The organism is Cochleicola gelatinilyticus, from assembly GCF_001637325.1.
Classification (GTDB): domain Bacteria; phylum Bacteroidota; class Bacteroidia; order Flavobacteriales; family Flavobacteriaceae; genus Cochleicola; species Cochleicola gelatinilyticus.
Genome location: NZ_LRXL01000053.1, coordinates 98,811 through 112,549, shown reverse-complemented (window position 1 = coordinate 112,549; position 13,739 = coordinate 98,811). Strand labels below are relative to the sequence as shown.

At 36.6% G+C, this 13,739-nt stretch carries 14 protein-coding genes; all 14 read left to right on the top strand.

Annotated elements, in window-relative coordinates; all coding sequences use genetic code 11:
• Positions 1-31: 31 nt before the first annotated feature.
• Genes ULVI_RS14850 through ULVI_RS14785 form a run of 14 tightly spaced genes read left to right on the top strand, consistent with a single transcriptional unit; the run spans position 32 to position 13,720 of the window.
• A complete protein-coding gene (locus ULVI_RS14850; protein WP_068593591.1) occupies positions 32-895 on the top strand; it encodes an ABC transporter permease in 864 nt (287 codons plus the stop codon).
• A 17-nt stretch (positions 896-912) separates the two neighbouring features.
• Complete coding sequence (locus tag ULVI_RS14845; RefSeq protein WP_068593590.1) at positions 913-2,178, top strand: ABC transporter ATP-binding protein; 1,266 nt, start codon at positions 913-915, stop codon at positions 2,176-2,178.
• Entirely contained in the window at positions 2,159-2,881 is a 723-nt protein-coding gene (locus ULVI_RS14840) for a sulfotransferase family protein (RefSeq protein ID WP_068593589.1), read from the top strand. The genes ULVI_RS14845 and ULVI_RS14840 overlap by 20 nt, the downstream gene beginning before the upstream one ends.
• Positions 2,878-3,726, top strand: coding sequence for a polysaccharide pyruvyl transferase family protein (locus ULVI_RS14835; RefSeq protein WP_082830893.1), 849 nt, complete (start codon positions 2,878-2,880; stop codon positions 3,724-3,726). Before ULVI_RS14840 ends, ULVI_RS14835 begins: the two co-directional genes overlap by 4 nt.
• Positions 3,723-4,850, top strand: coding sequence for a glycosyltransferase (locus tag ULVI_RS14830; protein WP_068593588.1), 1,128 nt, complete (start codon positions 3,723-3,725; stop codon positions 4,848-4,850). Before ULVI_RS14835 ends, ULVI_RS14830 begins: the two co-directional genes overlap by 4 nt.
• Entirely contained in the window at positions 4,851-5,813 is a 963-nt protein-coding gene (locus ULVI_RS14825; RefSeq protein WP_068593587.1) for a glycosyltransferase family 2 protein, read from the top strand.
• On the top strand, positions 5,810-7,048 hold the full coding sequence (locus tag ULVI_RS14820) for a glycosyltransferase (protein ID WP_068593586.1): 1,239 nt from the start codon (positions 5,810-5,812) through the stop codon (positions 7,046-7,048). Before ULVI_RS14825 ends, ULVI_RS14820 begins: the two co-directional genes overlap by 4 nt.
• Positions 7,048-8,028: a glycosyltransferase family 2 protein gene (locus ULVI_RS14815; RefSeq protein ID WP_068593585.1), complete on the top strand. Its 981-nt coding sequence runs from the start codon at positions 7,048-7,050 to the stop codon at positions 8,026-8,028. The genes ULVI_RS14820 and ULVI_RS14815 overlap by 1 nt, the downstream gene beginning before the upstream one ends.
• Positions 8,028-8,978 carry a glycosyltransferase family 2 protein gene (locus tag ULVI_RS14810; RefSeq protein ID WP_197463523.1) on the top strand — a complete coding sequence of 317 codons (951 nt, stop codon included), beginning with the start codon at positions 8,028-8,030 and terminating at the stop codon, positions 8,976-8,978. The genes ULVI_RS14815 and ULVI_RS14810 overlap by 1 nt, the downstream gene beginning before the upstream one ends.
• Positions 8,975-10,126: a glycosyltransferase gene (locus tag ULVI_RS14805; protein WP_068593583.1), complete on the top strand. Its 1,152-nt coding sequence runs from the start codon at positions 8,975-8,977 to the stop codon at positions 10,124-10,126. The genes ULVI_RS14810 and ULVI_RS14805 overlap by 4 nt, the downstream gene beginning before the upstream one ends.
• Positions 10,123-11,145 (top strand): glycosyltransferase family A protein, encoded by a 1,023-nt coding sequence (locus ULVI_RS14800; RefSeq protein ID WP_068593582.1) that lies wholly within the window; start codon positions 10,123-10,125, stop codon positions 11,143-11,145. Before ULVI_RS14805 ends, ULVI_RS14800 begins: the two co-directional genes overlap by 4 nt.
• A complete protein-coding gene (locus ULVI_RS14795) occupies positions 11,145-11,792 on the top strand; it encodes a CatB-related O-acetyltransferase (RefSeq protein WP_241781002.1) in 648 nt (215 codons plus the stop codon). Before ULVI_RS14800 ends, ULVI_RS14795 begins: the two co-directional genes overlap by 1 nt.
• Complete coding sequence (locus tag ULVI_RS14790; protein ID WP_068593580.1) at positions 11,792-12,661, top strand: sulfotransferase domain-containing protein; 870 nt, start codon at positions 11,792-11,794, stop codon at positions 12,659-12,661. Before ULVI_RS14795 ends, ULVI_RS14790 begins: the two co-directional genes overlap by 1 nt.
• A gap of 57 nt (positions 12,662-12,718) precedes the next feature.
• Entirely contained in the window at positions 12,719-13,720 is a 1,002-nt protein-coding gene (locus tag ULVI_RS14785; protein ID WP_068593579.1) for an N-acetylneuraminate synthase family protein, read from the top strand.
• The last annotated feature ends 19 nt before the right edge of the window (positions 13,721-13,739 follow it).

The following is a 13,739-nucleotide window of genomic DNA, read 5'->3' as shown; positions in this document are numbered from 1 at the left end:
GTACATAGAACCTGAATCCTATTAAAGAAATATGAAAGCGAATGATGAAAATTGGTTGTATGAGATCTCTTCCAAGCATGCGCTTATAGACCTTAATTTTGCAGAGCTCTGGCGTTATCGCGATCTGTTATTTTTATTTGTAAAACGAGACATTGTAACCGTATACAAGCAAACCATTCTTGGTCCTTTGTGGTTCTTTATTCAGCCCTTATTTACATCTATAGTTTTTACATTAGTATTTAATGGACTTGGTAATATTAGTACGGGAGGAATTCCGCCTTTACTTTTCAACCTTGCTGGAATTACAGCTTGGAATTATTTTAGAGTGTGTTTAACTGGAACTTCAAATACCTTTAGAGGAAACCAGAATATCTTCGGAAAGGTCTATTTTCCGAGATTGATTATGCCTCTTTCTGTTACCATATCGAACCTATTAAAATTTGGAATACAATTATTAATTCTTATATGTGTTTACATTTATTATACAGCAACAGGACATAGCATTACACCCAACTTGTATTTATTACTTTTTCCTATTTATGTAATAATGATGGCATTACTGGGAATGGGAGCTGGAATGATTATTTCTGCATTTACAACTAAATATAGAGACCTTCAGGTTTTATTAGGTTTTGTAGTTAATTTATTAATGTACATGTCTGCTGTACCATATCCATTAGCTGAAGCAAAAAATAAGTTTCCCTCTTTCGTATCAGATTTTGTGGAATTTAATCCATTGACACAAATCATAGAAGGGTTTAGGTTCATGATCTTAAATACAGGAAGCTTTTCATGGTTTGGAGTTACCTACACCTTCCTTTTTTCTGTAATTCTTTTTCTGGTGGGAATGATCGTTTTTAATAAAACAGAAAAGAGCTTTATAGATACCATATAAATAAATCCGTTTATACAATGAGCGTAATATTAAAAGCCGAAAATATCTCTAAACAATACCGACTAGGATTGGTTGGTACTGGCTCATTTACGCACGATGTAAACCGTTGGTGGCATGCCATTCGAGGTAAAGAAGATCCCTACTTAAAAGTGGGTGCTTTAAATGATCGTAGCATGAAGACTTCGGAAGAATACGTTTGGGCATTACAAGACATTAATTTTGAAGTGAAAGATGGTGAAGTATTAGGAATCATCGGAAAAAATGGGGCAGGTAAGTCAACCCTTCTGAAGCTGCTATCCAGAGTAACAAGCCCCACCACAGGAGTTATTAAAACGAAAGGTCGCATAGCTTCTCTCCTAGAGGTTGGTACAGGATTTCACCCCGAATTAACAGGTAAAGAGAATATTTTTCTTAACGGTGCTATCTTAGGGATGAATAAATCTGAAATAGCAGAAAGACTTGAGGAAATCATCGAGTTCTCTGGTTGCGAAATGTATATCGATACTCCTGTTAAACGTTATAGCAGTGGAATGCGAGTTCGTTTAGCATTTGCCGTAGCCGCACATTTAGAACCCGATATTTTGGTAATTGATGAAGTACTTGCAGTTGGAGATGCAGAATTCCAGAAAAAAGCAATCGGGAAAATGCAGGATATTTCTAAAGGCGAGGGGCGAACCGTTCTCTTTGTAAGCCATAATATGGTATCTGTACAACAATTGTGTACACGATGTATTTTAATGGAAAATGGTCGCATTAAAACAGAAGGACCTACACAAGAGATAATAGATGAATATTTAAAGCTTAATGATGAAACAGACAGTTTTAAAAGAACTGAAAATACAGCATTATCTCCGGTATTTATAAAAGATGTGTATTTGTTAAGTCCGAAAAAGATAAAGACTAACAAAGTCCAGTGCGGACATGAATTAAACATTTTTATCGAGATTAGTGCGAGCGAAGAACAGGGTAATATTCGTATGGAAATAGGGATCGATGGAAAACGAGGAGAGCGACTGGTCTATTTAAGTAATGCGCTTATTGAACGTAAACTTACGCTTAATTCGGGCGTTAATATAGTACAAGTGCATATTGATAAGGTGCCATTTCTTCCAGGAACTTATCCACTTACCATTCGTATAAGCAATGAAAGTGGTAAAGAAGTAGATAAAGTTCAGAACAATTTTAAAATTCAAGTGGAGGAAGGTGATTTCTTCAATACCGGAAAACTAAATGTATTGTCAAAAAGTAAATTTTTAATGGAGCATGATATTTTCAAAATTTAAGAAGAAACTTATATTCGTAATTGGATCAGGGAGATCAGGCACACATCTCTTAGGGCGAACCTTTGGGAATAGCCCCGAGATAGAAACATTTATTGAAGAAGATAAGTTCTTTTTACCAATTACAGAGTTGGCAGCAGGGTTAAATAAAAATGCATCCGATTTTGATGATATTCTATCTTTATATAAAAAAGAATTCAAGAAAAGTAAAAAAAAGTACATCTTAGAAAAAACACACCCAAACATTTGGTTTGTAGAAAAGATTCACGAATATTTCCCAAAGGCACAGTTTATAGGTATTAAGCGCAATGTATATGCCACAGTTGCTAGTATGTTAAATCACGATGGGGTATTAAGTTGGTATAAAAGAATACCTTTAGATGAAGAAAATTCTTTTTTAGGGATTAACCGTAATAACCTTAAGACGTTTAAAGATTTACCGCTCGAAAGCAAATGTGCAATACGATGGAAAGCTCATGTCGATAGACTTGATTATCTTTCAGAAAAGTTTCCAGAGCACGTGTTGGTGATTAACTATGAAGATTTTTACGATCGTTATCCAGACCTTATGAACGAGTTAAAAGCATTTTTAGATACCGATTTCGAAATTCATTCAGAGCCGCTTAATGTGAAAGGCAAAGACAAGTGGAGAGAACAGCTTACTGATAAAGAGATAGAAAATATAGATAAAGCAATACGGGTTTGAAAAAACTATTTAAAAGCAACATACAAAGAAATCCAGATACCTTTCCTGTGTATTGGTCCTCCAACAAGTACTTGGCTGGAAAAGAATGGGATAATTTTGGAGATGCTTTAGTGCCCTTGCTTGTCGAACGGATTTCTGGTAAGAAAGTAGTATGGACTAATAAAAATGCTGCTGTTGCCAATAACAATGGTCTCTCGAAAGTGTTCTTCACCATCGGGAGTATTTTAGATCAGGCAAAAGAGAATAACATCGTTTGGGGTTCGGGAATCATGCATTCGCAAAAACCAATTCAAAAAAGTACTTTTTTAGCTGTTAGAGGACCTATTTCGTATAGTCGAGTACTTGCGAGCGGTCAACATATGGAGCCAATATGGGGAGACCCGGCGCTGTTATGTCCGTTTTATTTTCCGGTGCCAAAAAAAACGCAAACCAATACCATCGCTCTTGTTCCTCATTATGTGGATTACGAAGCGGTAAATAATAAATATAAAGACGAAGAGGGAGTTATTGTGATCGATCTAAAAGATCCAGATATTCCCGGAGTGATCGAAAAGATAGCAACGGCAAGTATGGTTTTTTCGTCTTCCTTGCATGGTTTAATTGTAGCACACGCCTATGGTATAAAAGCAGCTTGGGTATTGTTCTCAGATAAACTAGATGGTGATGATATAAAATTTAACGACTATTTTATGTCGGTAGGAATACGATTGTATAAACCATTTCAATACGATGATGTGTTGCTTACACGCAAAATTGCTTCAGAAAGCCTTTTGCCCGATCTTGCAGTGCTTCAAAAAGTGCAACTCGATCTGTTGCATTCTTGCCCGTTTTTAGAAAAGGCATGAGAAAACTACTCGCCATAACGCCTTATTTGGGTAGAACCGGTTCAGAAATAGCGCTGTTGAACCTACTTACTTCTTTAACAGATGAATTTCAAATCGATGTAGTTACTCCCAACAAAGCGCCTGAATTAGCTTCAGAAATAAATAAACCTATAAGGTTGTTAAAACCAGTTGCGCAGAAGCAAGGATTAAAGCAAAAAATACAACGTAAAATAGGCATAGGCGATTCTATTGTGAAACGCTCTTTTTTAGGTCGCTTTCCCCTTTATGAAGCGTATGATGTAGTGGTATTGAATACCTTAAAAACACTTGTTTATTTTCCCGAAGCCATAACGAAAGGAAAAAAAATTATTGTTTATATTCATGAAACTGAAGCGATGCTCACCGGGATATCTGCTCATTTGTTTGCTACAGTAATCGATAAGGCCGATCTTATAATTTGTAGCTCAGAACATGTGCGTTCTTATTTTAAAACAATGGGGAGAACCAGTAAGGTTGAGGTATTACATCCTACACTCGATTATTCTAAATTTGCACTTCCCCAATCCAATAAAAATTTGCGAGCTTCTTTAGGCTACAAAGAAACCGATTTTGTTTGGGGCATGGCAGGCACTATAACTGTAAATAAGAACCCAAAAATGTTTATTGATATTGCAAAACAGGTTAACGAAAAAAAGCCTAATGCAAAATTTATGTGGATTGGTTATAAGGGCGATAGTGCTTACGAAGATTATTTAAAATCTTTAGTAAAAGAATGGAATCTTGAACAGGTAGTAACTTTTATTACAGGGAAGAACGAAGAATATTACGAGTATATAAACGCCATCAACGGATTTTTGCTAACCTCATTAAGTGAATCTTTTTCATTGGTTTCTCTAGAGGCAGCTTGCTTCGGAAAGCCCGTTGTTTCATTTCCTTGTGGCGGCGTTATTGAAGCAGTTCCGGAAGTATGTTTAACAGTAACTAAAGAATTTTCTGTTTCTGAAATCGCTTCAGAAATCATGAATATAATGAATCAGGACACTCCCCAATTTTCCTTCAAAACATGTAACGAATTAGTAGCACACAGTAAAACGGAAGTTTCCGAAGCATTTACAACTTTGCTTTTAAAGCATAATTTGCTATAAATGAAAACGCCTTTAGTTAGCATAATCGTTCCAAATTACAACCATGAAGCTTTTCTAGAGAAACGGCTTGAGAGTATTTTTAATCAAACATATCGCAATTTCGAGGTCATATTATTAGACGATTATTCTTTAGACGGAAGCGTTTCTATCTTAAGAAAATATGCAGAAAGAGAAGAAGTGTCGCATGTTGTACTTAATGATGAAAACTCGGGGAGCCCCTTTAAACAATGGCAAAAAGGAATTGCGTTGGCTAAGGGAACTTATATTTGGATGGCTGAGTCTGATGATTTTTGCAAACTAGAATTTCTTCAGAAACTACTAGATTTTAATGCAGCACAAGAGCAAGAATTGGGAGTGCTATATGCACAATCTTACGATATTGATGCTGCGGACAAAATTAACGCGGATCGAATATATTATACAGAAAATTTTAATCCGAATCTCTGGAAGAATGATTTTAAGATTTCGGGAGCTAGTTTTGTGTCAAAATATTTAAAAGTGAAATGTGTAATTCCGAATGCTAGCGCTGTAATTTTTAAAAGAGCACTTGTACCTCATTCTTTTTTTTCTGAAACACATCTTACGATGAAAATGTGTGGCGATTGGTTATTTTGGTTGAAGATATGCCCAAATACCCACGTAGGTTTTGTATCTGAATCCTTAAATTATTTTCGTGAACATGGGGCAGTAACTCGGAATCATTCTAATTACCAAAAAATATTTCAACGTTGCTTTGAAGAACGCTTAGTGCGTGAATATCTTTCACAGGAAAAAAGCATCGATCAGGAAGAAGAGATCATTAAATTATACAAGCGCTGGTTTCGTGCGAATTCCTTTTCAAGAATAGTTACTCGTTTATTTTATCGAGTACGATTAAAACAGACCTCTTTAATTACGTATCTTAACTTGTTTTTTAAGCACCACAGAACGAAAGAGAAATTAATTGGAAAACGAATAAAATGAGGATCGCTTTTGTATTAAATACTTTTCCGGTTACTACCGAAACCTTTATCGTAAACCAAATGATCTCGTTACTGAAAGATGGACATGAAATAACCATTTTTGCTTTTCGATATAATAAAGAAGGCGTTATACACCAATCAATCTACGATAACAAATTGATGGAGAAGGTCGTATATTGGAAAGCTCCACCAAAAAATACAAGAAAGAAAATACAAGAATTTTTCTCGGCACTTAGTAGCAACGATAAAAGTTTAGTAAAGTTGCTAGCGACTATCAACCCTTTTAAAACGGGGAATAAGGTACTATCGTTACATTATTTTTATCAATGCCAATGGTTTTTGGGAACGCAGAATTTTGATGTAATTCACTGTCATTTTGCACAACCAGGATTATTTATCTCTCGATTAAGGGATGCTGGCTTTCTTAAAAAAGAACGGTTGGTAACTACGTTTCATGGCTATGATATTGACCCTTCCATGATAGCGAAATACCAAGAAGAATATAAAGTGTTGTTTAAAAACATGGGGGTATGCACTTATAATTCTGAATATTCGAAAAAGATCATCGAACAGATACATCCAGATACTACTAAACTTCGTTTTCTTCCAGTCGGACTGGATATTGACAAGTTCACATCTAAAAAAGAAAAATTAGATTCTAATACCTTACGCGTTGTTTTCTGTGGACGATTGGTGCCCTTTAAAGGACCCGATATCGCCATTCGTATCGTTCATGAATTGATTAAAAATAATATAGAAATTCAGTTAACAATTATTGGAGAAGGCCCGTTGCGTTTGCAATTAGAAGAATACATCGCAGTCTTTAACTTATCGGAATATATTACGTTAAAAGGAGCCGTCTCTCAAGAAACGATTATAGAAACATTGGAACATTCTGATGTGTTTTTACTTCCAGGAATACATGATCCTGCCACTGGACGAGCTGAAAATCAGGGGCTCGTTATACAGGAAGCACAAGCTATGGAAGTTCCTGTATTAGTGTCGAATGCGGGAGGAATGAAATACGGATTGTTAAATAATGAAACTGGATTTGTTGTACAAGAAAACGATGTTGCGTCTTTTGTAGAGAAACTTGTTTGGTTCCATACTCATCCTGATCAACGTAAAAGAATGGGGAAAAAGGGACGTGAATTTGTAAAACAAAACTATAGTAATGATATATTGTTAAAGCAATTACTTTCACTTTACAAAAACCTACCAGATTTAAGCAATTAATGATTCAGAACATTCCCGACATATCGATCATCGTTCCGTTGTACAATCGGGAGAAACTTATAGCTGAGACCCTCGATTCTATTGTAGCGCAAACGTTTCAAAACTGGGAATGTATAGTGGTCGATGATGGTTCAACCGATAATTCTTGGAACCTTGTAACGGAATATGGTTTAATAGACTCCAGAATACAAGGATTTAAACGACCTGAGTCGCTTCAGAAAGGGGCAAATGCCTGTAGAAATTTTGGTTTCAGTAAAGCAAAAGGTTCTTTTATTCAGTGGTTTGATAGCGATGATGTTATGCTTCCGAAGAAATTAGCCTTAGAATTAAACGAGATTCAGAAAAAAGAATCTGATTATTGTATCAGCCTTGCCCGATGCACCGATGAACAGCTTCAGAAAAAAGAAGTAGTACCTTTTAACTTTAATAAGGAACATACAGTGTTTAAAAATTATGCAATGGGTGCGATTGAGGTAGTGACGCAAATGGTGTTGTGGAGAAAAACATTTTTAGAAGGAAAAGATCTGTTTAACCCACTTATTAAAAGAGGGCAAGAAACCGAATTATACAGTCGGTTGTTTTTTCAATCCAATGCTTTTGCTTTAGTGCATCAAGAGACATTATTATACCGGCAGCACGGTGAGACTAAGACGAGTAAAAACGCTTTAGATTATATTCCAGCATATCGTTGGTCGCAAAGTTATATTTCGAATCAATATTTTGAAATGGCGAAGACCATAGGGGAAATACGTATTATGGAGCGGTATTACAAATTTCTGGTGGGATATTTATATGAAGCAACGGTACACAGAGATAAAAAAACGGTTGATTTTATTTTAGAAAAGTTTAAAAATAGTATTCTAAAAGAGCATCCCTTGAGACTTCAAAAACTTTTAATTGGGACAAAACTGGTATCTTTAGCAAGGTCTAAAAATGCATCCCTTCGAAACTTTTTTTTCGATATAAACCTACCCAACTAGTGGTCTCCATAATTATCCCAACATACAATCGTGCCGGCATATTGGAAGAAACACTTCAAAGTGTACAGAACCAAACATCTTCTCGGTGGGAATGTCTGGTGATCGATGACGGTTCGACCGATGAAACTGCAAAGGTTATGGAGTTTTGGAAAAATAAAGACGCCCGCTTTACATATTTAGAACGTCCAGAGAATCGCCTTAAAGGACCTTCTTCTTGCAGAAATATTGGTGCAGAACACGCCAAAGGAGATTATTTATTATTTTTAGATTCAGACGACCTATTGGTTCCAACTTGTATTGCAAATCGCTTAGAAAAAACTCACAAGTTTCCGGATAAGGACTTTTGGATATTCCCTATGTCTTCGTATATAGATTCTCCAAAGTTGAAAGATTTTTCCACCTATGAAAGTTTTACAGCTACCGATTTTTTAACAGGTTTTATTACGATGGATTTTCCATGGAATGTAACCGCACCCCTATATTCAACATCTTTTTTTCTAAAACTGAATGGCTTTTCTGAAGACATACAACTATTTGAAGATCCCGAATTAGCCGTACGAGCTATTGTAGCTTCTAAAGAAAATTTTAAGTTTATAAATCAATCGGATGCTTTTTATAAAGTTGTACCGGTTTCAGAAATAAAACCCACCAACCTAACTCACTATATTTCCTATTACAAAAAGGTAACCAAAATCATTAAAACGTCTGCAGTTACACCAGCCTCAGCGGTATTTAAAAAAGTCTTTTTTAAAGTGCTTCGATCTATCCATATTACAAAGCAAAACCGGATTCTTTTAAGTGAACTTGAACAGGTGTTGCTTAAAAAAGAAACGCTCAGCAAAGAAGAACAAAAAGGCGTTAAACTGCTTAAACTCTTGCAGCAACGTTATTATAAAAAGCCGGGATATTACACGTTAAAACGATTTATAAACACACGGTATTTTTTATGAAAATTCTATTTGTCTCAATGCCGTCTGTTCATGCCATTCGCTGGATCAATCAATTTGAAGCGGAAGGGCACGAATTGTATTGGTTCGATATTTTAGACAGAGGATCGGCCCCTTTCACCTGCAAAATAATTCAAATTACAGGGTGGAAAAAAAACAAAATAAACATAAGTGGGAAATCCTTTTTTAAAAAAACGTTTCCTTCCGTCTACCAGAGAATTCAAGGAGCGATCGAGGTAACGCCTTCCGAAGTAGTATCTCAGTTACTAGCCACGCACCACTTCAATATCGTACATAGTTTCGAAATGCAGCATTGCAGTGTTCCGCTACTTCCTGCATTAAAAAAGCATCCTAAAGTACTGTGGCTCTATTCATGTTGGGGAAGTGATTTGTTTCATTACAAAGAAAATAAACGTCATAAAAAGCAGATCTTAGAGGTTTTACAACGGGTAGATTACATACATACCGATTGTCGAAGAGATTTTACTATCGCAAGAGAGCTTGGTTTTAAAGGATCTCATTTTGGGGTGTTTCCTGGAGGAGGAGGCTATCCTATTGCTGTTTTTGAAAAATACATCGTCCCGGTTTCTAAGCGGGAAACCATTGTCTTAAAAGGCTATCAGCATACCTTCGGAAAGGCACTAAGTGTCATTGAAGCTTTTCAGAAAAACCCAGAACAGTATAGTACTTTAAATCTTATTGTTTTTTCAGCACATAGTGAAGTTGTAGTAGCCTGTAAGCCACTTACAGCAATTTTTAAGAAGGTAACCGTCTACGACCGAAATACAAAATTAGCACAAGAGGAAATGATGCAGCTCATGGGACAAGCATTATTGTATATTGGGAACAGTACCTCAGACGGTATGCCAAATACTTTGTTGGAAGCAATAATCATGGGAGCTTTCCCAATTCAATCAAACCCAGGGGGAGTTACCGAAGAAGTGATCGAAGACGAAACGAACGGGCTCCTAATTGCAGCACCCGAAAATCCATCTTATATTGCGGAAAGAATTACCAAAGCACTTAATGATCGAGATTTAATTAAAAACGCATTTAAAATCAATCAGGATCAAAAATCCCGATGGGAATATCAAACCATAAAAAATAACGTTTTTAAAGCGTACCAAGTCCTACTAAAATCGAATTCTTGAGAATAGGAAAAAACCCTGCAAAGGAACATACCACATCTACTGCCCAAAGCTACCATAGAGTTGTAGTGCCGGTATATATTCCTAATCTTGAAGAAGCTTATTTTAAAGAAGGACTTCTAATACTGCGGTATTGCCTAGAGAGTTTACTAAAAACCGTTCATCACAAAACTCGGATTAGTATTTTCAACAATGCGAGTTGTGAAGAAGTATCCGATTATTTAAAAGAATTATTTGCTACTCATACTGCCATCGACCAGCTGGTGCATTCTAAAACCAATATTGGAAAGATCAACGCCATACATGCTTGTGTTCGAGGTCAATCGGAAGCACTTATTACCATTACCGATGCCGATGTGCTATTTTTAAACAACTGGCAACAAGGCGTAGAAAAGGTTTTTCATGATTTTCCGCAGGCTGGTATGGTATCGCCTGTTCCAGTAAGTAATATTTATAAACACAAAGCCGCTTCCTCTACATTTGGGTATGGTTTCAGTAAAGGGATGGTTTCTTTTGAGAATGTCCCCGATCCGGATGCGTTGGTTAAATTTCAGGAAAGTGTTGGGGCAAACTTATTTGAGGGTAGCAGATTGAAAAAATTTTTATGTCTAAAAAACAAAAATGGAGCTGCCGTTTTAAGTTGTGGGCATTTTGTAGCAACCCTTCGATCGGAAGTCTTTCAACATGCACCCAAGGCATCGGCAAAAGATCTTATTAGTAAAAAAACAGATTTTGAGTACATTGATAAACCTAATAATGAGCTAGGCTATCTTAGACTGGCAACGCTTCAAAATTATGCCTATCATTTAGGCAATGCTTCAGAGCCTTGGATGCACGATATTTTCAGTAAAATTAGCACTAATACAACACCTCCTTTTTTTGCTGAAAAACCTTCCGAAGCAATTATAAAAAGTTCCCTAATGGTACAATGCTATAAACTATTGCATACCTTTATCTTACAAAAGGCACCCATCCGGAAACTGTATTTTAGATGGAAAGGAATGAAAGACCCAACTTATTAATGAAACGTTTTTTTCAACATATTATTCACCGTCTTATGCGATTTGGAAGTACCTATGCTGGCCCTGTGGCAGAGGGAAACGCAAGATCGGCAGGGATTTCTCGCGGATTACAGCAAGTTGATTTTAAAGGCGAAAACAAAGTTGCTACAGGGTGCAATTTTAACGGTGCTATAGTGATTGGAAAATACACCACCTTAGGGTATAATTCTACATTTCATGGAACTATTACCATAGGAAACTATTGTCAGTTAGGTCCACATGTATCCATTATTACTACCAATCATCCCGTACACTATCTATCCACCTATATCAATTCTTCCTTGTTTGAGGGCGAACTTACATCATTGAAACAAAATAAGCCCGTTATAATTGGTAACGATGTTTGGATTGGTCAAAATGTTACAATTCTTGGTGGTGTTACGGTTGGAGATGGAGCCATATTAGCGGCGGGAGCGATTGTAACAAAAGACGTAGCAGATTTTTCTATTGTTGCAGGATCGCCTGCCAAGCACGTAAAATTTCGCTTTACAGAAAGCGTACAACGAGAGATAAAAGCATTAGATTGGTGGCATAAACCGAAAGAAGCGTTGGAAGAATTAAAACCTCTTTTTTTTAAGAACCTCGAAGGTAAAAACACTCTTTACTAATGGAAACCTACCGCCTTTTTCATATTGGCATTCCAAAATCGGGAACTACTTCTGTGCAGCAAACACTTCAAAATGATCCCCGATTGCACGTGAGCCGCTCCCGCTTTTTTACAGGAAAAGAATGGTGGACATTAAACCGCCCTGAGCTCCCATCGAATAAAATTTGTGTAGAAAGCAACGAAACCTTACTAAGTGGCGGTTTTCAGAAAGTGAAATTTCAACAGGTACTAGCGCGCTTATTTCAAACCAATCCCGACGCTCACATTGTAATAACTATGCGGAGACAGCCAGAGGCGTTAGTGTCGATGTTTAAATACCATATAAAGTATAATTTCTTCGGAACAAAAACACTTCAACATTGGTTGTACCAAACCAATTTAGGAATGGATTACCTTAGTTGTTGCTTTTATGGGGAAATAGCAAAAACAGTATTGGGGTATTTTCCGAAGCAACAAATTCATTTTCTATTTTTTGAAGAATTGAAACTCGACCCTATTAATTTTTATACCAAACTGTACAAAGTGATTGGGGTGGAACTGAAAGAAGAATATCTTTTAAAAACGGTTTCAAATAAAATGATGCTTTCTGAAGATGCATTATATACATTAGCAAAACTCAATCGATATTCTGTTTCAAAAAAGAATTCTGAAGGTTTTATGGGGGTGCAAAAAGGAGCCTCCCTACGACTGAAGCTAAAAACAAAAGCAGCATGCACTATTTCACTACAAACTCCTAAAGGGTTTTTCGATCTTTCTAACGTAGAGGGTTACGAACGTTTATATGCCGATTTTAAACGTTCTAACAACACCTTAAGTGAGCTGGGTTTCGTGCCAATCTCAGTGTTGGAAAAGTATAACTACCCATGTTAACTCAAATTATGTGTTATATTTGGTCTATTGTTCGAACCCTCAAATCAATTAGAGTCCATGTTAACCATCGCTGAAATAGGTCAAGCACACGACGGAAGTCTCGGGATGCTGCATGCATATATCGATGCGGTCGCCCGTACCGGAGCTAAGGCGATTAAATTTCAAACTCATATTGCCGACGCAGAGAGCAGTATTCACGAACCCTTTCGTGTTAAGTTTTCTAAACAAGATGCAACACGTTTCGATTATTGGAAACGAATGGAGTTTAGCCGTGAAGCATGGGTAGAAATTGGCAAACACTGTGCAGAGGTAGGACTTATTTTTATTAGTAGTCCTTTTAGCAATGCTGCTGTTGAGGTTCTAGAACATGCTGGAGTACAACAATACAAGATTGGGAGTGGAGAAGTGACAAATTTTTTATTACTGAAAAAAGTAATCGATACGAAGAAACCTATTATCATCTCAAGCGGGATGAGTTCGTTCGATGAGTTGGAAAAATCTGTTCAATTTTTGAAAAAGCATAAGGCTGATTTTTCAATCCTTCAATGTACAACAAGTTACCCCACGCAACCCGAGCAATATGGCTTCAATGTTATTTCCGAATTAAAAGAGCGATTTAAAGTTCCTGTCGGATTTTCAGATCATTCTGCAACGGTATCTGCCGGAATTGCTGCTGTCGCACTAGGAGCAGAAATTTTAGAGTTCCATGTAGTGTTCGATCGGGAGCAATTTGGACCCGATGTTTCTTCTTCATTAACCATGAAACAGGCAAAACAATTGGTAGATGGAGCGAACGCAATCTCACAAGCTTTACAAAATCCAGTAGATAAAACAGATAATTCAGCTTTTTCAGAATTGAAATCAATTTTCGAAAAATCATTGTCGGTGAATAAAGCATTAAAAAAAGGAGCTACCATTACCTTCGAAGATTTAGAGGCTAAAAAACCTAAAGGCTTCGGAATAGATGCCGCGAACTATCAATCGGTTATCGGAAAAAAAGTAGCGAAAGACTTAGATCAATGGGATTTTCTTACTGAAAGTTCTATAGTTTCAGAATAAAACAACTTCCAATCGAATA